19 protein-coding genes and 1 riboswitch are annotated in these 19,454 nt (G+C 55.3%); of the genes, 11 read left to right on the top strand and 8 right to left on the bottom strand.

What is annotated here, in order from left to right; all coding sequences use genetic code 11:
* Window positions 1-589: 589 nt before the first annotated feature.
* Both uvrB and ACUTQ5_RS02155 read left to right on the top strand, forming a co-directional pair.
* Entirely contained in the window at window positions 590-2,602 is a 2,013-nt protein-coding gene (gene uvrB / locus ACUTQ5_RS02150) for an excinuclease ABC subunit UvrB (protein WP_445649874.1), read from the top strand.
* A gap of 157 nt (window positions 2,603-2,759) precedes the next feature.
* Window positions 2,760-3,017, top strand: a complete 258-nt coding sequence (locus ACUTQ5_RS02155; protein ID WP_445649875.1) for a VF530 family protein — start codon at window positions 2,760-2,762, stop codon at window positions 3,015-3,017.
* Window positions 3,018-3,021: 4 nt separating this feature from the next.
* Here ACUTQ5_RS02155 and yvcK read toward each other — a convergent pair whose 3' ends face one another.
* Entirely contained in the window at window positions 3,022-3,939 is a 918-nt protein-coding gene (gene yvcK / locus ACUTQ5_RS02160) for a uridine diphosphate-N-acetylglucosamine-binding protein YvcK (protein ID WP_445649876.1), read from the bottom strand.
* A 260-nt stretch (window positions 3,940-4,199) separates the two neighbouring features.
* Window positions 4,200-4,342, top strand: a riboswitch (molybdenum cofactor riboswitch).
* Here yvcK and moaA point away from each other — a divergent pair.
* The 6 genes from moaA (at window position 4,332) to ACUTQ5_RS02190 (ending at window position 8,089) form a co-directional block, all read left to right on the top strand.
* Window positions 4,332-5,315 (top strand): GTP 3',8-cyclase MoaA, encoded by a 984-nt coding sequence (moaA, locus tag ACUTQ5_RS02165; protein WP_012005754.1) that lies wholly within the window; start codon window positions 4,332-4,334, stop codon window positions 5,313-5,315. It overlaps the preceding riboswitch by 11 nt.
* Before the next feature lie 27 nt (window positions 5,316-5,342).
* On the top strand, window positions 5,343-5,855 hold the full coding sequence (gene moaB / locus ACUTQ5_RS02170) for a molybdenum cofactor biosynthesis protein B (protein WP_445649877.1): 513 nt from the start codon (window positions 5,343-5,345) through the stop codon (window positions 5,853-5,855).
* Window positions 5,856-5,860: 5 nt separating this feature from the next.
* Window positions 5,861-6,340 carry a cyclic pyranopterin monophosphate synthase MoaC gene (moaC, locus tag ACUTQ5_RS02175; RefSeq protein WP_126481028.1) on the top strand — a complete coding sequence of 160 codons (480 nt, stop codon included), beginning with the start codon at window positions 5,861-5,863 and terminating at the stop codon, window positions 6,338-6,340.
* On the top strand, window positions 6,337-6,582 hold the full coding sequence (moaD, locus tag ACUTQ5_RS02180; protein WP_012005757.1) for a molybdopterin synthase sulfur carrier subunit: 246 nt from the start codon (window positions 6,337-6,339) through the stop codon (window positions 6,580-6,582). Before moaC ends, moaD begins: the two co-directional genes overlap by 4 nt.
* Before the next feature lie 2 nt (window positions 6,583-6,584).
* Complete coding sequence (gene moaE, locus ACUTQ5_RS02185; RefSeq protein WP_174353495.1) at window positions 6,585-7,052, top strand: molybdopterin synthase catalytic subunit MoaE; 468 nt, start codon at window positions 6,585-6,587, stop codon at window positions 7,050-7,052.
* Window positions 7,053-7,378: 326 nt separating this feature from the next.
* On the top strand, window positions 7,379-8,089 hold the full coding sequence (locus ACUTQ5_RS02190; protein ID WP_445649878.1) for a Bax inhibitor-1/YccA family protein: 711 nt from the start codon (window positions 7,379-7,381) through the stop codon (window positions 8,087-8,089).
* A 182-nt stretch (window positions 8,090-8,271) separates the two neighbouring features.
* On the opposite strand, the gene ACUTQ5_RS02195 is transcribed toward ACUTQ5_RS02190, so the two are convergent.
* From ACUTQ5_RS02195 to cecR, 5 genes are all read right to left on the bottom strand, one after another.
* On the bottom strand, window positions 8,272-9,378 hold the full coding sequence (locus ACUTQ5_RS02195; RefSeq protein WP_445649879.1) for an ABC transporter permease: 1,107 nt from the start codon (window positions 9,376-9,378) through the stop codon (window positions 8,272-8,274).
* Window positions 9,379-9,389: 11 nt separating this feature from the next.
* The gene (locus ACUTQ5_RS02200; protein ID WP_261412655.1) at window positions 9,390-10,544 is read right to left on the bottom strand and encodes an ABC transporter permease; all 1,155 of its coding nucleotides are present in this window, start codon (window positions 10,542-10,544) and stop codon (window positions 9,390-9,392) included.
* Window positions 10,541-12,271 carry an ATP-binding cassette domain-containing protein gene (locus ACUTQ5_RS02205; protein WP_445649880.1) on the bottom strand — a complete coding sequence of 577 codons (1,731 nt, stop codon included), beginning with the start codon at window positions 12,269-12,271 and terminating at the stop codon, window positions 10,541-10,543. Before ACUTQ5_RS02205 ends, ACUTQ5_RS02200 begins: the two co-directional genes overlap by 4 nt.
* Before the next feature lie 9 nt (window positions 12,272-12,280).
* Entirely contained in the window at window positions 12,281-13,267 is a 987-nt protein-coding gene (hlyD, locus tag ACUTQ5_RS02210) for a secretion protein HlyD (protein ID WP_445649881.1), read from the bottom strand.
* Window positions 13,268-13,412: 145 nt separating this feature from the next.
* Window positions 13,413-14,102 (bottom strand): transcriptional regulator CecR, encoded by a 690-nt coding sequence (gene cecR / locus ACUTQ5_RS02215; protein WP_445649882.1) that lies wholly within the window; start codon window positions 14,100-14,102, stop codon window positions 13,413-13,415.
* Between the two features lie 302 nt (window positions 14,103-14,404).
* On the opposite strand from cecR, the gene rhlE reads away from it, so the two are divergent.
* The 3 genes from rhlE (at window position 14,405) to dusC (ending at window position 17,832) form a co-directional block, all read left to right on the top strand.
* Window positions 14,405-15,745, top strand: coding sequence for an ATP-dependent RNA helicase RhlE (gene rhlE / locus ACUTQ5_RS02220; RefSeq protein ID WP_445649883.1), 1,341 nt, complete (start codon window positions 14,405-14,407; stop codon window positions 15,743-15,745).
* Between the two features lie 117 nt (window positions 15,746-15,862).
* Window positions 15,863-16,822: a D-2-hydroxyacid dehydrogenase family protein gene (locus ACUTQ5_RS02225; protein ID WP_445649884.1), complete on the top strand. Its 960-nt coding sequence runs from the start codon at window positions 15,863-15,865 to the stop codon at window positions 16,820-16,822.
* A gap of 80 nt (window positions 16,823-16,902) precedes the next feature.
* Window positions 16,903-17,832 carry a tRNA dihydrouridine(16) synthase DusC gene (dusC, locus tag ACUTQ5_RS02230; RefSeq protein WP_445649885.1) on the top strand — a complete coding sequence of 310 codons (930 nt, stop codon included), beginning with the start codon at window positions 16,903-16,905 and terminating at the stop codon, window positions 17,830-17,832.
* 65 nt (window positions 17,833-17,897) lie between these two features.
* Here the strand turns inward: dusC and ACUTQ5_RS02235 are convergent, their stop codons facing one another.
* Both ACUTQ5_RS02235 and ACUTQ5_RS02240 read right to left on the bottom strand, forming a co-directional pair.
* The gene (locus ACUTQ5_RS02235) at window positions 17,898-18,362 is read right to left on the bottom strand and encodes a FidL-like protein (RefSeq protein ID WP_445649886.1); all 465 of its coding nucleotides are present in this window, start codon (window positions 18,360-18,362) and stop codon (window positions 17,898-17,900) included.
* Window positions 18,359-19,216 (bottom strand): winged helix-turn-helix domain-containing protein, encoded by an 858-nt coding sequence (locus ACUTQ5_RS02240; RefSeq protein WP_445649887.1) that lies wholly within the window; start codon window positions 19,214-19,216, stop codon window positions 18,359-18,361. The genes ACUTQ5_RS02235 and ACUTQ5_RS02240 overlap by 4 nt, the downstream gene beginning before the upstream one ends.
* Window positions 19,217-19,454 lie beyond the last annotated feature (238 nt).

Here is a 19,454-nt window from a genome sequence, read left to right on the forward strand (position 1 = left end):
TGGGGCTTTTTAGCATTAATCGGCATAACCAAAGCGATATTATTGTGAAAAAATAACTAAAAAAGCCATCTTGGCGGGCAGAAACGGCAAAAAGCGTTCTTTCTGCAACTCCCAGCCGGGGCGGGGTGGTGAGAGTTATCCACTATTCCTGTGGATAACCTTGTGCATTAGATTTAGAAAACCGGTTTAAAGCGAGAGCGGACGCGGGTTGTGTTCGCTTTGTCCGCAATCTCGTCTTTTTTATAAAATTATTAATTATCAATATATTAACTAAAATCAAGCGGCTGATGTATCGATGAAGTTTCTATGTATGATTTTTGGCCGCAGTGCTATCAATAAGTTAATTCGTGACGGATTTTGGGGATAAATCTGTTATTGACAATAAAAATGTCACGCGGCTGTAACCCCTACGGTGCATTCAGCCTGATTTGACGCACGCTAAAGCGACGAATCGCTTGAAGCTGGTTTTATATCCAGTATCATGGGCACTGGCAAAAATCGCCGGGGCTTTCCATAATTAGAGGCCATTCATCGAGCATTAGCTCTATGGCCGCCTGAGCGCGCACATCTCCACAGGGTAGCCGAGTCCATGAGTAAAGTTTTCAAACTGCATTCCGAATTCAAGCCGGCCGGCGATCAGCCGCAGGCCATCAGCAAACTGGAAGAGGGCCTGGAAGACGGTCTGGCACACCAGACGCTGCTGGGCGTCACCGGTTCGGGCAAGACATTTACCGTCGCCAATGTGATAGCCGATCTGAACCGGCCCACTATGGTGCTGGCACCTAACAAAACGCTGGCGGCGCAGCTGTACGGCGAAATGAAAGAGTTCTTTCCCGAGAATGCGGTCGAGTATTTTGTTTCTTACTACGACTACTACCAACCGGAAGCCTACGTACCCAGCTCCGACACCTTTATCGAAAAAGACGCCGCGGTGAACGAACACATCGAACAAATGCGTCTTTCCGCGACGAAAGCCTTGCTGGAGCGCCGCGATGTGATCGTGGTGGCATCGGTATCGGCGATCTACGGTCTGGGCGATCCTGATCTGTATCTGAAGATGATGCTGCACCTGACCAAGGGCATGATCATCGATCAGCGTTCGATCCTGCGCCGTTTGGCGGAGCTGCAATATGCCCGTAACGATCAGGCCTTCCAGCGAGCGACCTTCCGCGTGCGTGGCGAGGTGATCGACGTCTTCCCGGCTGAGTCTGACGAACTGGCGCTGCGCATTGAACTGTTTGATGAAGAGGTCGAGCGGCTTTCGCTGTTTGATCCTTTGACTGGGCAGATCGAGCAGGTGGTGCAGCGCTTCACTATTTATCCGAAGTCGCACTACGTGACGCCGCGTGAGCGGATCCTGCAGGCGATGGAAGAGATCAAAGTGGATCTGGCCGAACGGCGCAAGGTGCTGTTGGCCAATAACAAGCTGCTGGAAGAACAGCGTCTGACGCAGCGCACCCAGTTTGATCTGGAGATGATGAACGAACTGGGCTACTGCTCCGGCATTGAAAACTACTCGCGCTACCTGTCCGGACGTAAAGAGGGTGAGCCACCGCCGACGCTGTTTGATTATTTACCGGCGGATGGCCTGCTGGTGGTAGATGAATCCCACGTCACCATTCCGCAAATCGGCGCTATGTACAAGGGCGACCGTTCGCGTAAAGAGACGCTGGTGGAATACGGTTTCCGCCTGCCGTCGGCGCTGGACAACCGTCCGATGCGTTTTGAAGAGTTCGAGGCATTAGCACCACAGACGATCTACGTGTCTGCCACGCCGGGCAAATATGAGCTGGAGAAGTCCGGCGACGATATTATCGATCAGGTGGTGCGCCCTACCGGCTTGCTGGATCCACTAATAGAAGTCAGGCCGGTGACCACTCAGGTGGATGACCTGCTGTCTGAAATTCGCAAGCGGGTGGCAATCAACGAGCGCGTACTGGTCACTACCCTGACCAAACGCATGGCGGAAGACCTGACCGAATATCTCGAAGAGCACGGCGAACGGGTACGTTATCTGCACTCGGACATCGATACCGTGGAACGGGTCGAAATCATTCGTGATCTGCGCCTGGGCGAGTTTGACGTGCTGGTGGGTATCAACCTGTTGCGTGAGGGGCTGGACATGCCTGAGGTGTCGCTGGTGGCGATTCTGGACGCGGATAAAGAAGGCTTCCTGCGCTCCGAACGTTCGTTAATCCAGACCATTGGCCGTGCGGCACGTAATCTCAATGGTAAAGCGATCCTCTACGGTGACAGAATTACCGACTCTATGGCCAGGGCGATTAGCGAGACCGAACGCCGTCGCGCCAAACAGCAGGCGTTCAACGAAGAAAATGGCATTGTACCGCAGGGCCTGAACAAGAAAGTTTCCGATGTTCTGCAGTTGGGCAAACCGGGCAATCGCGGCAAGGGCCGAGGGAAGGGCAAGGCGGCGGAAAACGTCGGGCAATACCAAAACCTCACGCCAAAAGCCCTGGATCAAAAAATCCGCGAGCTGGAAGCGCAGATGTATACCCACGCACAGAACCTGGAGTTCGAGTTGGCGGCGGGCTTGCGTGACGAGATACACCAGTTGCGTGAGCAGTTTATCGCCATTTCTTAAGGCACAGAGACACCAGAGGGTGTTTCAAGGGAATACCCAATGGATTTCGAGTTGCAGCCAACAACGCTGTAGTTTGAAAGACAAAGGGTATAAATTTCTTGTCGCCTCCGCCAAAGCTGATTATGGTGTGCGGCCATTTGACTACTGCGAGCCACACATGACCCAACACCAGTCCAAAGACCCGATGCACGGCGTCACTCTGGAACAACTTTTGAATAAACTGGTGGAGAACTACGGCTGGTCAGGGCTGGCCGAACGCATTCGCATCAACTGCTTCAGCAGCGATCCCAGCATTAAATCCAGCCTGAAATTTTTGCGCCGCACGCCGTGGGCGCGCAAGCAGGTAGAAGATCTTTATATCGATATGGTCGAGAAGGCCGCCAGCGATAATCCGTGGTTGCGCGGCGGCCAGTAAAGCCTTAACCGCGGGCACCCAGCTCGATCAATGCCTGATCCAGCGCCTGGCGTAGCAACTGACGGTCGTGGCGGTAAGGGATATCCGCCGCTTCCAGCGGTTGTTTAATCACTACCCGATCCTGTACTTCGCTGGCATCGACCGCCGGACCAACAATCAGCGCGTCGATCATCTGGCGGCCAATTTTCTCCTCCATCAGCTCCAGCTTGTTCTTCAGCGTCAAGGCGGCTGCCGCGACGCTCAGTTCGCGCCCCAGATTGCCGATATAAATCATATTGGCGCTGCTGCGGCGCAAGGCCTGCGTCAGGTCATCGAGCAGCAGCAGCGGCATGAGGCTGGTCAGGAAGCTGCCTGGCCCAATCAGGATCACATCGGCCTGCGCAATGGCATCCAGCGCCTCTCGCGTGGCGTTGACGCGCGGTGACAGCATCAGTTCCTGCGGCATGTCAGTCAGTTGATCGACGTTCACTTCACCATAGACGTGGTTGCCTTCATGGTCGTGTGCCATCAGATCTACCGGCTGCTCAGACATTGGGATCAGCGCCGCGTCGACCTTCAGCAAGCTGCGTACCAAATTGATCGCTTCCAGTGGGCGCACGCTGAGATGATCCAACGCCTTCAGCATCAGGTTACCGAGGTTATGCCCCGAGAGTTCGCCATTGCCGCTAAAGCGGTACTCGAACATCGCCGAGGCCACGCTCGGTTCGGTGATCAACTGATTCAAACAGTTACGGGTATCGCCCCAGGCAATGCCGCCTTCCGAGCGGCGAATACGGCCAGTGGAACCGCCGTTATCGGTGGTGGTGACAATACCGGTTAAACGGGATCCTAAAGACGACAGGGAAGACATCACGCGGCCAAGACCATGGCCACCACCTAATGCCACCACCCGATCGAGATCGGCCAGGGTACGATTACGCATAAATTTCCTTACAAAGGGGCTTAACTGCCCGCATAAAGTAGCGGATTTGGCGTAAAAACGCGAAAAAGAGTGTGATTTGCGTGATTCTGGTCAATTCGTCTGCGTAAAGGACGTTTATCATGGTTTACCTGATTTGGAAGCGCGTAAAAACGCTGTATACAAAAATATATAGCGAGATTGGGCGTTGGCTATCGCCTTTGTTTAGCGCTAGAATTCTGATGAAAACCACGGTTTCGTTCCGGCTACTCAGTCTGCGGGAACTGAAACCAAAACTCCTAGCCTCTGGGCCTACGTTGTTCTTGAGAACAATATGGCGCTTGGGCCGTGGCGAAGTCAGCCACCAGGGTGCAGAGTGGAAACGCTCGCATCTCCCGACTTTGGAAGGTGTTATGGTGCCGCAACTCATTGATGCTTATGAGCGCAAGTTCTATTACTTGCGCCTGTCGATCACCGACGTGTGTAACTTTCGTTGCACCTATTGCCTGCCGGATGGCTATCGCCCTAACGGCAGTCCGAAAACCTTCTTGTCACTCGATGAGATCCGCCGGGTTAGCCGTGCCTTCGCCGAGCTGGGCACCGAAAAGGTGCGCCTGACCGGCGGTGAGCCTTCGCTGCGTCGCGATTTTACCGAGATCATTGCCGCCGTGCGTGAAAACCCGGCCGTTCGCCAGCTTGCCGTGACCACCAATGGCTACCGTCTGGCGCGCGACGTTGCCGCCTGGCGTGACGCCGGCCTGACGGCGATTAACGTCAGCGTCGACAGTCTGGATCCCCGTCAATTTCACGCCATTACCGGCCAGGACAAATTCCGCCAGGTGATGGAGGGCATCGATGCCGCCTTTACCGCCGGGTTCAGCAAGGTCAAGGTCAATGCGGTGCTGATGCGTGACGTTAACCATCAGCAACTGGGCGCTTTCCTGCACTGGATAAAAGACCGTCCGATCCAACTGCGTTTTATCGAACTGATGGAAACCGGCGAGGGTGGCGACCTGTTCCGCAAACACCACGTGTCTGGCGAAGTGATCCGTTCGCAACTGGAACAGCAAGGTTGGCAACTGCAACCGCGCGGCCGCAGCGACGGCCCGGCGCAGGTGTTCAGCCACCCGGATTACCAGGGCGAAGTGGGTTTAATCATGCCGTACGAAAAAGATTTCTGCGCCAGCTGCAACCGACTGCGGGTTTCCGCCATCGGTAATCTGCACCTGTGCCTGTTCGGTGAGCAGGGTATTAACCTGCGCGATCTGCTGGTGAATGACGGCCAGCTTGAAGAGTTGAAAGATCGCATTCAGGGTGGACTGCGGACCAAAAAGCAAACCCACTTCCTGCACCAGGGCAACAGTGGCATCACGCAGAATCTGTCGTTTATCGGCGGATAAATTTTTCCAATTGCACGGGAGTAAGCAATGAGTCATGCCAGCAGTGAATTCATTCCGGCGCATATCGCTATTCTGACCGTTTCGGACAGTCGCGGTGAAGCGGAAGACACCTCGGGCCAGTATCTGCAGGAAGCGGCGCTTGAAGCCGGGCATCAGGTGGTGGATCGCGCCATCGTCAAAGACGATAAATATCAAATCCGTGCACGCCTCTCCGCGTGGATCGCCGACGAACAGGTTCAGGCCGTGCTGATCACCGGGGGCACCGGTTTTACTGCCAGGGACAACACCCCGGAAGCGCTGTTGCCGCTGTTCGATCGTGAAGTGGAAGGGTTCGGTGAACTGTTCCGCATGGTGTCCTACGAAGAGATTGGCACCGCCACTCTCCAGTCGCGCGCATTGGCCGGCATGGCCAACCAGACTGTGATTTTTGCCATGCCGGGCTCGACTCGCGCCTGCCGCACCGCCTGGGAACGCATTATTGAAGAGCAGTTGGACGCGCGTCACCGCCCGTGCAACTTCCTGCCACATTTGAAGAAATAGAAACTATGACGCAGCTGACTCACATTAACGCCGCGGGCGAAGCCCATATGGTTGACGTTTCCGCCAAGGCAGAGACGGTGCGCGAGGCGCGCGCCGAGGCCTTCGTTGAGATGTTGCCGACCACGCTGGCGATGATTATCGATGGCAGCCATCACAAGGGCGATGTGTTTGCTACGGCGCGCATTGCCGGTATTCAGGCGGCGAAACGCACCTGGGAGCTGATCCCGCTGTGTCACCCGCTGATGCTGAGCAAGGTTGAAGTGCAGTTGGAGGCGCAGCCGGAACACAGCCGGGTGCGGATTGAAACCTGCTGCCGGTTGACCGGCAAGACCGGCGTCGAAATGGAAGCGCTGACCGCCGCTTCGGTGGCCGCGTTAACCATTTACGACATGTGCAAGGCGGTACAAAAAGACATGGTGATCGGCCCGGTGCGGCTGCTGGCGAAAAGCGGTGGTAAATCCGGTGATTTTAAGGTGGAGCTATGATTAACATTCTGTTTTTTGCCCAGGTGCGCGAGTTGGTCGGCACTGGCGATCTGTCAATGCCGGCGGACTACCCAACGGTAGAGGCGCTGCGTAAGGCGCTGTGCGAACGCGGCGATCGCTGGGCGCTGGCACTGGAGTCTGGCAAGTTGCTGACGGCGGTGAACCAATCCCTGGTGGCGGCCGAACATCCGCTGCGTGCCGGTGATGAAGTCGCTTTCTTTCCACCGGTAACCGGAGGTTAATGGTGGAAAATACCCGTATCCGCGTGGGGGAAGCGCCGTTCAACGTTGGCGAAGAATACCAGTGGCTGGCGCAGTGCGACGACGACGGTGCCGTGGTGACCTTTACCGGCAAGGTGCGTAACCATAATCTGGGTGATAACGTCAGTGCGCTGACGCTGGAACACTACCCAGGCATGACCGAAAAAGCGCTGGCGGAAATCGTGGACGAAGCACGCAGCCGCTGGCCATTGCAGCGCGCGACGGTGATCCACCGCGTGGGTGAGCTGTTTCCTGGTGATGAGATTGTGTTTGTCGGCGTAACCAGCGCCCATCGCAGCATGGCATTTGAAGCCAGCGAGTTCATCATGGACTACCTGAAAACCCGCGCCCCGTTCTGGAAACGCGAAGCCGTTGGCCAGGGCGACCGCTGGGTTGACGCACGCGATAGCGATCGTCAGGCGGCGGAACGCTGGCATAAAGCGGTTAAATAACCGGTAAACAGCAGAAACAAATCAATACCTTTGCAACTTCCGACTTAGACTTTCTGTGGTACGCTTACAGTAGGTAGATCCCTTGGATACCCTATGAGTTTCACGTTACGGCTAGGCACCCAGCTCGCTCATCCCCAGGCGCTTATTCAGTAAGTAACTGAGGTGAGCGACAAATCTGTCGGGAACAGATTTGAACGCTGCTTGAAGCGGCCCTGAAAGGGCAAGGTCCATGGATGGGCCTTGTAAGCAGGTAACAACGCTGTTGCTTGAAAGGCGACGGGTATACGGGGATTCAAATCTTGTTTCACATATAAAAGGTAACCGTCATGGACCGATATCCACGCTCTAATGGTTCAATCGTCGAACGTGCCAACAGCGGCATTCAGGCTTACATGGCGCAGGTATATGGCTGGATGACCTGTGGCATGCTCTTGACGGCGTTTGTATCCTGGTACGCTGCCAACACGCCCGCGATCCTTAACTTTATCTTCTCCAGCCAGATCACTTTCTTCGGTCTGATTATCGTGCAGTTGGGGTTGGTGTTTGTGATTTCCGGCATGGTCAACCGCCTCAACGGTACGGTAGCTACCGCGCTGTTTATGTTGTATTCGGCGCTGACCGGATTGACGCTTTCCAGTATTTTCATCGCCTATACCTACAGCTCGATTGCCAGCACCTTTGTGGTCACCGCCGGTATGTTCGGTGCGATGAGCCTGTACGGTTATACCACCAAGCGTGATTTGAGCGGTTTCGGCAGCATGCTGTTTATGGCGCTGATCGGTATCGTACTGGCTTCGCTGGTCAATATCTGGCTGAAAAGCTCCGCGCTGATGTGGGCGATTACCTACATCGGGGTGGTGGTGTTTGTTGGCCTGACGGCGTACGACACCCAAAAACTGAAAGCGATGGGCGAACAGTTGAACACCGATGACAAAGACAGCTTCCGCAAGTACGCCATTGTCGGCGCGCTGACGCTGTATCTTGATTTCATCAACCTGTTCCTGATGTTACTGCGCATTTTCGGCAACCGCCGCTAACACTGTTTTAACCGGGCTGCGACACGGCGCTCTTGCCCACCGTACGCTGCTCGAAATGCTCATTGACTCTGTGTCAACTGCGCTTTCTGCGCTGCGGGCGTTGACCAATAGCTTGGTCTCGCGACGGTTAAACTCAGTGTTAGACAATGGGGGTTCAGTTCAAATGTACTGAACCCCTTTTTTTATGCAATTTTGCGGCGGAACATGGCGTAAGCGGCGCTGCCGGTGGTGGCGGTGATCGCCAGTAGCGGCCACAGGCTATGCCAGATGATGCTGAAACTGGCGTCCTTCAGGTAGATCTGTTTGGTGATGTCGGTGAAGTGGCGAATGGGATTGGCCCAGGTGAGGTTTTGCAGCCACACCGGCATGTTCTCCACCGGCGAGACATAACCGGAAAGCAGGATCGCCGGCATCATAAATACGAATACGCCGATAAACGCCTGCTGCTGGGTGGCGCACAGCGACGAAATCAGCAGGCCGAACCCCACCAAAGACAATCCGTAAATTAGCATGGTGCCGTAGAACAGCAGCAGCGAACCGGCGAATGGGATCTGATAGATAAAGATACCGATCAGCAACACGACGCTGGCCTGGAAAGTGGCGACAATCAGCGCCGGAACCGCTTTACCGATAAAAATCTGCCAGGTGGTCAACGGTGACACCAGCAGTTGCTCCAGCGTACCCTGTTCGCGTTCACGCGCTACCGACAACGCGGTGACAATCAACACGCCGATGGTGGTGATCATGGCGATCAGCGACGGCACCACGAACCATTTGTAATCCAGATTCGGGTTATACCAGTTGCGCACCACCAGTTCGCTGTTGTTGGGTTTGGCACGGTTACCGATCAGCTCATTTTGATAGTCCTGCACAATTTGCTGCACATAGTTGGCGGCGATTTGTGCGCTGTTGGAGTTGCGTCCGTCGAGCAACAGTTGCAGCGGGGCCGTATTGCCGCTCGCGATATCACGCGAGAACTGGGCCGGGAAGCGGATCACCAGCAGCGCTTTTTGGTTGTCGATGGTGGTTTGTATTTCTTGCGGGCTGCGCAACAGCAGCACATGCGAGAAGGCTTTCGCTTTGGCAAAGCGCTGGGTCAGTTCGACCGAGGCGTGGCCGCTGTCTTCGCTGTAGACCGCGATGGTGGCGTTGGTCACCTCCAGCGTGGCGGCGAACGGGAACAGCAGCACCTGCAGGATAACCGGCATAATCAGGATGGCACGGGTCTGCGGATCGCGCAGCAGCGACTGCATTTCTTTTATGATTAACGTCCAGAGACGGTGAAACATCGTCTTTCCTCTTAATCCAGCCGCCGCTGGGTTTTCCAGGCCGTCAGGCCGATAAACACCACCGCCGAAGCGATCAGGAACAGCAGGTTAATCATCAGCACCGTGCCGATATTGCCCGCCAGGAACAGCGTTTGCAGCGTGCTGACGAAATAGCGTGCCGGAATGATATAGGTTACGGCGCGCACGATGGCCGGCATGCTGTCGATCTGGAAGATAAAACCGGACAGCATGATCGATGGCAGAAAGGCGGCGTTCAGCGCCACCATCGCCGCGTTGAACTGGTTGCGGGTAATGGTGGAAATCAGCAGCCCCATGCCGAGCGTACTGGCCAGGAACAGGCTGCTAATGACGAATAAAATCAGCAGCGAACCGCGATAGGGCACGCCGAGTACCCACACCGACACTGCCATGCACAACACCATGGCGATCATGCCGAGGAAATAGTAGGGCACCAGTTTGGACAGCAGCAGCTCGGCGCGTGTTACCTGGGTGGAAAGCAGTGCCTCCATGGTGCCGCGTTCCCACTCGCGGGCAATTACCAGGGAGGTGAGGATAGCGCCGATCACCGTCATGATAATGGTGATGGCACCAGGAATGATGTAGTGTCGGCTGATGGCCGCCGGGTTGAACCAATAGCGCATTTGCACGTCGATTAAGGGTTTTTCCTCGTGTCCGCGATCGGTGGCGCGTTGCTGCTGCCAGACTTGCCATACCCCCTGGGTATAGCCCTGAACAAAGTTGGCGGTGTTTGGCTCGCTGCCGTCGGTAATAATTTGAATCGGTGCGCTGTCGTGCGGCCGCGCCATACGTTGGGCAAAATCGTTGGGGATCACCACCAGCCCGCGAATGCGTCCGGCCTGCATCAGTTGGATCAGCTGCTGACGGTTGTCGCTGATGGTTGGTTCGATATAGGGCGAACCAGCAAAAGCATTGGCCAAATCACGCGCCTCTTCGCTCTGTTGTTCCATCAGGATGCCCAGCCGCAGCTTGCTGGAGTCCAGATTGATGCCGTAGCCAAAGATAAACAGCAGCATCAGTGGAATGACAAAGGCGATCAGCCCGCTGCTCGGATCGCGCAGGATTTGCCGCGTCTCTTTCAGGCACAGTGCGCGCAACCGCCGCCAGGAAAAACCACTGTCGTCGCGGGTGGCTATTTTTTCGCTCATGGCTGCTCCTCCTGATCGTAACTCTGCACCAGTTCGATAAACGCCTGTTCCATAGATGGGTTGGGGTTATCGCTGCTGGCGACCTGGTGCTTGAGCTCGTCCGGCGTGCCAGCTTTGATAATCTTGCCGCGATACACCAGCCCGATGCGGTCGCAGTATTCCGCCTCATCCATAAAGTGGGTGGTGACCATTACCGTCACGCCTTTATCCACCATGCCGTTGATGTGCAACCAGAACTCGCGCCGGGTCAGTGGATCGACGCCCGAGGTCGGTTCGTCGAGAAACAGAATATCCGGCTCGTGCATCAGGGCGCAGGCCAGCGCCAGCCGCTGTTTGAAGCCCAGTGGCAGCGAGTCCGGCGTTTGGCTGAGGATTGGGCCAAAGTTGAAGGCGTTGGACATCTCGCTGATTTTATCGCGCTGCGCCTTGCCGCTCAGGCCATAAACGCCGGAGAAAAACTTCAGGTTCTGCGCCACCGTCAGGTTGCCGTACAGCGAGAATTTCTGCGCCATATAGCCCAGACGCTGGCGCGCCTTGCCGGAGCTGGTTTTCAGATCCATCCCCAGCACCAGCGCCTTGCCTTCGGTGGGTACCAGCAACCCGCACATCATTTTAAAGGTGGTGGACTTACCGGCACCGTTCGGGCCGAGCAGGCCGAAAATTTCCCCGCGCTGCACTTTGAAGTCCACGTGATCGGTGGCGGCGAAATCGCCGAATTTCTTGGTCAACCCCTGCGCTTCAATCACCGTTTGCGAGCTTTCACCCTCGACGGTCGGCATGATCTCCGCCAGCGCCGATTTACTGTTTGGCCCGCCGCCGAGCAGGTCGATAAAAGCATCTTCAAAGCGAGGATCCGCTTCGCTCAATTCGGCATCCGGCAGATCCAATTGCTGCATTACCTGCCGATGGTCTTCGCCTTGCTTGAGGATCAGCCGCAGGTATTTCCCCTGGAGAGCGCAGTCGGTGACCGACGGCAGGCAGATTGCCCGTTGCAGCAGGGCGCGGTGGCTACCGGCCGGTGGCGCGATCAGCACCGTGCGCCCGGCCATTCTCTGGGTAAGATCTTTCGGCGCACCGCTGAACAGCAGCTCCCCTTCGTTAAGCAGCAGCACTTCACGGCACTGCTCGGCCTCGTCAAGATAGGAGGTGCTCCACAGTATCAGCATGCCGTCGTTGGCCAGCTCATGCACCATGCGCCACAGTTCGCGGCGCGAGATCGGATCGACGCCGACGCCGGGCTCATCGAGCAACAGCACCTGCGGTTGGCCCACCAGCGTGCAGGCCAGCCCGAGCTTTTGCTTCATGCCGCCGGAAAGCTTGCCCGCGAGGCGGGTGGTAAAGCGAGTGAGATCGGTGAAGGTCAGCAGCCGCTCGAAGGTTTGTTTGCGCAGATCGCCGGTGACCCCGCGCAGATCGGCATACAACGTCAGGTTTTCCATGACCGTCAGATCTTCATACAGCCCGAACTTTTGCGGCATGTAGCCAAGGATGGCGTGCAGTTGACGATCTTGCGCGATCGGATCCAACCCGGCGACGCGCAGCGTACCGCTACTGGGTTTCAACAACCCGGCCAGCATGCGCAGCAGCGTGGTTTTGCCGGCGCCGTCCGGGCCAACCAGCCCGGTGACCGCGCCGCTGGTCAGCCGGGTGGTCAGGCTGGCGACCGCCGGTTTTGCCAACGACGGGAAACGTTTTTCCAACGCCTCCAGTTCAATGACCTGTTCCATCACCGGCCCTCAAGGTTTGGCAAAACGAACGGTGACCGGCATGCCCTGGCGCAACGCGTCATCGGCGTCGGTGACGATCACTCGCAGGCGGTACACCAAATCGGTGCGCAGGTCCGGGGTTTCGACGCTTTTCGGCGTAAATTCGGCGGTCGGCGACACAAAGCCGATTTTGCCATGGTAAGGCTTGTTCGGCCTGCCATCGGTATAAATTTCCAGTTCGGCACCCGGCACAGCTTTACCCAGGCTGGATTCGTTCACGTAGGCGCGCACCCACACCGGGCGAGTCAGCGAAAGCGTAAACACCGTGCCACCGGCGCTGAGCATGGTGCCCGGCTCGACCGCACGCGTCAGCACCGTGCCGGCGGACGGGGAAACCAGGCTGGTGTCGTGCAAGTTAAGCTGTGCCTGAGCCAGTGCGGCTTCATTTTGCGCCAGATTGGCTTTGGCTTCTTCTATCTCCTGCGGGCGGTTGCCGCTGAGGTATTGTGACAGCTTGTCTTTCGAGGCCTGCAGGTTGGCCTGCGCCTGATTGCGTGAGGTGCGGGCATCTTCCAGTGCGTCGGCAGAGGTGGCATTCTTTGCCCACAGGCCCTGTTGGCGCTTGAGGAAACTTTCGGCATAGCTAAAGGCGGACAGGCGTTGCGCCATTTCCGAACGTACCTGGGCAATTTCTTCTGCGCGGTAACCGGCCATCAGCAGCGCCAGCTTGGCTTTGGCGCTACCGACGTTAGCCTGCGCCTGCTGTAGCGCGTTGAGATAAGGAGCGTCGTCCAGTTTGCCGAGCAATTGTCCCGGTTGCAGGATATCGCCTTCATCCACCGTCAGCGACGCCAACCGTCCATCGACGCGGAAGCCCAAATTCACCGTGCGAATATCCACGTTACCGTACAGCGTCAGCGGCTGGTCTTGTTGCTGTTGGTAATACCAAAAGCCGTAACCGGCCGCGGCGATCAGCACGATAGTCGCCACAATGAGGGCACTGCGTTTCTTGTTCATAACACTCCTGCCTATAAAGATTAAACCCAATGAATTTCACGTTACGGCTAGGCGACAAGTGCGTGAGTCCCCAGGAGCTTGCTCAAGTAAGTGACTGGGGGGAGTGCACGAAGTCAACAACGCCGTAGCTTGAAATACGCAGGGTTTACGCGCCATAACGCTGGCGCAGCCCATTAACCAGAAGATCTATGTGTTCCGCCAGCACATCGCTGATTTGCGCCGCTTCGGCCGCACCTATCTGCTGCCAGCCAGCCTGCCGACGCACGGTTTCCCGCGCGATGCGAAACGACAGCACTTCGCCGATCAGCGCGTGGGTATGCAGCACAATTTTGGTCGAATGCGGATCGATGCCGGTGTAGGCCGCCAACAGGCGGCAAAGCTTGTTATGCAGCGGTGCCACCACCTGCTGGTGGATCAACGGGTAAGCATCGGTGGGGGAGAGCTGCTCGCGCGACATGATTTTGCTCAGGTTCAGCGTCTGCGGTTGGGTCATCAGGTCGCTGAACGCCAGCAGGCCGCGTTTCAGGTGTTCGAGGTAGTGTTCCGGCAGACGTTCAACTTCGGGGCATTGCCAGAAGCGGTCAATCTCTTCGGCCAGTGGGCGAAACGCCTGCTGGATAAAATCGGCAATCCACTGGGCGACTGCCAGATACAGGCCCTCTTTGGAATTGAAGTAGTAGGTGATGGCGGCGATATTGTGCCCGGCGCGCTGGGCAATATCGCGGGTGGTGGCACCCTGAATACCGTATTCACCGAACATTTCGATGGCGGCGGCAATCAACTGCTGACGCGCTTGCTCACCCCGTGCCCGGCCGGCAGTCTGATTATTTGGCATTGATGGCGCTCGCAAAAGCTAATCAATCATATGATTAACTTTATGTCAGATTGCACGAAATGCAATCAGTAACCGCGGTTTATTTAAGGGTACCTTTTCGGATTCGGCTGAATTTTCGGCATATTGTGCTCTGAGTCACTTAATTTGCCTTTTCTTGTTCGACTTCTGCTACACTCGCCCGCTTGGTGCACTGCAGTTTGTGCCAATCCCTCGTGGTCATGCAAAATGTCCCGTCTGATAATCCTCCCAGGAAACTGCACCGAACACTGTTAGGTTAGGGGGGATCTGGAGTTTTTCTCTTTATGTCATTTGAAACCCTCGGCTTAAGTGCTGAAATTCTGCGCGCTGTTGAAGAACAGGGCTATCGCGAACCTACGCCAATTCAGCGCCAGGCTATTCCTGTCGTATTGGAAGGTCGTGACCTGATGGCCAGCGCCCAGACCGGTACCGGTAAAACCGCTGGCTTTACCCTGCCGCTGTTACAGCTGCTGAGTAAGCATGATCATCCGATCAAAGGCCGTCGCCCGGTACGTGCGTTGATCCTGACGCCAACCCGTGAACTGGCGGCGCAGATCGGCGAAAACGTCGAAGCTTACAGCAAACACCTGCGCCTGCGTTCGCTGGTGGTGTTTGGCGGCGTGAGCATCAACCCGCAGATGATGAAACTGCGCGGCGGCGTCGACATTCTGGTGGCAACACCGGGTCGCCTGCTGGATCTGGAACACCAGAACGCGGTTGATCTGTCCAAAATTGAAATTCTGGTGCTGGACGAAGCTGACCGCATGCTGGATATGGGCTTTATCCATGATATCCGCCGCGTGCTGGCCAAGCTGCCTGCCAAGCGTCAGAACCTGCTGTTCTCAGCGACCTTCTCCGACGATATCAAAGCGTTGGCGAACAAGCTGCTGCACAACCCGGCATCGGTGGAAGTGGCGCGCCGCAACACCGCGTCCGAGCAGATCGAACAAAGCGTGCACTTCGTCGACAAGAAGCGTAAGCGGGAACTGCTGTCGCAGATGATCGGTGAAGGTGACTGGAAGCAAGTATTGGTGTTCAACCGCACCAAGCACGGCGCTAACCACCTGGCCGAGCAGCTGAACAAAGACGGCATCACTGCCGCAGCGATCCACGGTAATAAAAGCCAGGGCGCACGTACCCGTGCATTGGCCGATTTTAAAGACGGTAAAATTCGCGTGCTGGTGGCAACCGATATCGCGGCGCGCGGTCTGGACATCGACCAACTGCCACACGTGGTGAACTACGAGCTGCCTAACGTGCCGGAAGATTACGTGCACCGCATCGGCCGTACCGGCCGTGCAGAGCGTACCGGTGAGGCTATCTCGTTGGTCTGCGTGGATGAACACAAACTGCTGCGCGACATCGAGCGCCTGCTCAAACGTGAAATCCCGCGTATTGCCCTGCCAGGCTACGAGCCGGACCCAAGCATCAAGGCGGAGCCGATCATCAACGGTCGTCAGGGTGGCGGACGCGGCAACGGCGGCGGTCAACGCAGCGGTAACGGCGGTGGCCATAGCGGCCAACGTGAAAACCGTGGCGGCGGTAGTGCTCGCCCTCAGAGTGATGGCAAACCGCGTTCAGGTGCTCCGGCACGCCGTCCGCGCAGCCGCAAACCGGGCGAATAATATCGCCTGTTGCAAGACGCTATCAGGCCACCTTTATAGGTGGCTTTTTTTATGTCTGGCGGAAGTGAATTTTCGTACTAGGATAGACGGGGTAACTCAATTTATCTGGAGCCGGTGATGAAACTGAAGTGCGCAATTCTTGATGATTATCAGCAGGTGGCGCTCACCATGGCGGACTGGTCGACGCTAGCCGGGCGGGTCGAGGTGTTCGCCATGAGCCAGCACTTTACCGATGAGGCGGAACTGGCGGTGCACCTGCAAGACTGCGACATGCTGGTGATCATGCGCGAGCGCACGCCGATCACCGCCACGCTGCTGGCCCGTTTGCCGAAGTTAAAACTGCTGATCACCTCCGGTATGCGCAATGCCTCTATCGATCTGGCCGCCGCCGAACAGCGTGGCATTGTGGTTTGCGGCACCGCCAGCGGTTCGGCCGCGCCGATGGAGCTGACCTGGGCGCTGTTGCTGGGGTTGGCAAAGCACACGGTGGCGGAAAACACCGGGCTGCGCAATAACGGCCCCTGGCAACAGGCGCTTGGCGTCACCCTGCAAGGCAAAACGCTGGGCCTGCTGGGGCTGGGCAAGATTGGCAGCCAGATGGCCAAGGTGGCGCAGGCGTTCGGCATGCGGGTGTTGGCCTGGAGCCAGAACCTGACGGCGGAAAGAGCCGGGCAGCAGGGCGTTGCGCTTGCCGAGTCGAAACGGGCGCTGTTTGAGCAGAGCGATTTTGTCTCCGTCCATGTGGTGCTGAGCGAACGCAGCCGCGGGCTGGTGGGGCGCGATGAACTGGCCGCGATGAAGCCTTCCGCGTATCTGATCAACACCTCGCGCGCGGCGATTGTCGATCAGGCGGCATTGATAGAAGCCCTGCAACAACAAAGGATCGCCGGGGCCGGGCTGGATGTGTTCGAAGTCGAGCCTCTGCCGCCCGACGATATCTTCCGCCGCTTGCCCAACGTGCTGGCGACGCCGCACCTGGGTTACGTGGCCGATGACAACTACCGTATCTACTTCCGCGAGGCGATTGAGGACATCGAGGCGTTTCTTGCCAATGAACCGATACGCCGTTTGAGCTAGCCGGCTTTTATTCCCCTGGACGCTTGTCTGATACCGGCATTCGCCCGTATCATTGCGCGTCTTTTTTAGCAGGGGTAATCATGCGCGTATTATTGGCTCCGATGGAGGGCGTTCTCGATTCTTTGGTGCGTGAGTTGCTCACCGAAGTGAACGACTACGACCTGTGCATCACCGAATTCCTGCGCGTGGTCGATCAGCTGTTACCCGCCAAGTCTTTCTATCGTCTGTGCCCCGAACTGCATCATGCCAGCCGCACGCCGTCCGGCACCCTGGTGCGCATCCAATTGCTGGGCCAATATCCGCAGTGGCTGGCGGAAAACGCCGCCCGTGCGGTTGAACTCGGGTCCTATGGCGTCGATCTCAACTGCGGTTGCCCGTCCAAGCTGGTTAACGGTAGCGGCGGTGGAGCGACGCTGCTCAAGGATCCGGAGCTGATTTATCAGGGGGCCAAAGCGATGCGTGCGGCGGTGCCGGATCATCTGCCGGTGACGGTAAAAGTCCGGTTAGGTTGGGACAGCGACAGCCGCAGTTTCGAAATTGCCGACGCGGTCCAGCAGGCGGGCGCCACTGAACTGGCGGTGCATGGCCGTACCAAAGAGGACGGCTACAAGGCCGAGCGCATCAACTGGGCGGCTATTGGCGAGATCCGCAAGCGGCTGACCATTCCGGTGATCGCCAACGGCGAAATCTGGGACTATCAAAGCGCGCAAGATTGCTTGCAAACCACTGGCTGTGATGCGGTGATGCTGGGGCGCGGCGCGCTTAACGTGCCGAACCTGAGCCGGGTAGTGAAGTACAACGAACCGCGCATGCCGTGGCCGCAGGTGGTGCAGCTGCTGCAAAAATACGTTCATCTGGAAAAGCAGGGCGACACTGGCCTTTATCACGTGGCGCGTATCAAGCAGTGGCTGGGGTATTTACGCAAAGAGTATGCCGAGGCCACCGACCTGTTCGGCGAAGTGCGCACCTTGAATAATTCAAAAGATATCGCCCGGGTAATTTGCCGCTGAAGTGAGAAAAGCGGCGGGTTACCCTGATGATAACCCGTGATAATTTATTTCATTGGCAGGAATTATTATTTTTTTGCACAAATAAGATGCGGGGTATTAATGGTTTTTATCAAAATCGCATTATCTTTCAAGTGCGCTATTTCTATATGAAAATCAACGCCAGGTGAGTCGATCAAGATATCCCTTGACCAGATGTCTTCTGGGGTCGTGTCTATGGAGTGTTTGACTACTTTAGTTATTTTCACGGTTTTAACCTTATTGGTTTCATTAGGCGAAAGCGAGAAGTAGCTACTTCTGGAGAGCCAGTAGCTATGTTCTCTCGTTTTAACCGTACCAATGATGTTGAAAAAGCCTTCCGTATCATCTGTTAGAAAAAAATTCACCCGTCCAATAAATGAGGTGAAGTCGTTATCTCTTTCTATCAGCATTTGGTATTGTGATGCGCACTTAAACAATTCATCGGCGCGAATAGATGATGAAAAAAATACTAAAAACAGAATAGCATTAAAGGCTATGAGCATCTTTTTCATTTTAATACGTCTCTCTGTATTTTAAGGTTTAAGCAATTATCATAATGGTTTTCGTTGTTTTTACTGCAAACTGAAATCAGCTCAGCTCTTTGTAATTTTCTATCAAATCTGTCTTCTGAGTAATAAACGTCCTTCTCACTGCTTGCGCAATCAATATTTTTATCATTTAGCACGTCTATTACTTTTTGTGTATGGCTAGCATCTGTTTCAGCATGGCCAATAACGTAAATATCACAGTTACCCAGCTCAGACACCTTAGTGTAGGGGGCGTAATTATGGTGTTCTTTATACCTGGATATCAGTATTGCTATCAGTAATGCCCCCACGGCCAGCACTATAAAGACGGTGATTTTTTTGCTTTTTGTAAATGAGCGAAGGTAAAAGCGTTTTTTTGAACCCTCTTTTTCAATCATTTTTTCTTCTACTTCTACTTCTACTTCTACTTCTACTTCTACTTCTACTTCTACTTCGTTATTGGGGCTGTCTCCCTGATTGTCCATCGGTTCTGAGGGCAGCAACATGGCTTCTGCAAGAACAATATCGGCTTCAAAGCGAAACCCCAGTTTAGGAATGGTCACGATAATTTCATTCACTAGCCCCAAAAGTGCGAATGCCTTACGCAGTTCGCTAATGTAATTATTTAATCCGGCATTGGAAGCGGTGAAACCATAGGTGGTCCATACCCTTTCCAGGAGATCATCCCGGGTAATGTTTTTCTTGTTGTTCTGTATGAGTTCCAGCAATAACCGGCTTGCCGGTTTAGTCAGTCTGGTGACAACCTGGTTGTTCTCATAAAGAAACAATGTCAGTTCTTCAGAGTTAAAAACAACGATTTTATTTATTATGTATTTCATATTTATAAGTTTTATGTGGATTGGCAGGTGTTGTTGTTAGCCAACATCCTAACGAAGATGACTTGATTTTCAAGAAAAATCTTATTTAAGTCATAAGATTTTTCCAAGGGTGATAATTTACTGTTTTTATGCTGGTTCAATAATCTGGTTACTTCCATTATCTTGATAATTTTCAGTGCAAAAATATAATTAATAGCATTTTTGTAGGTTTTAATATTGTAAATATTAAATTATTTAG

It is taken from the genome of Serratia sp. NA_112.1 (genome assembly GCF_052691715.1).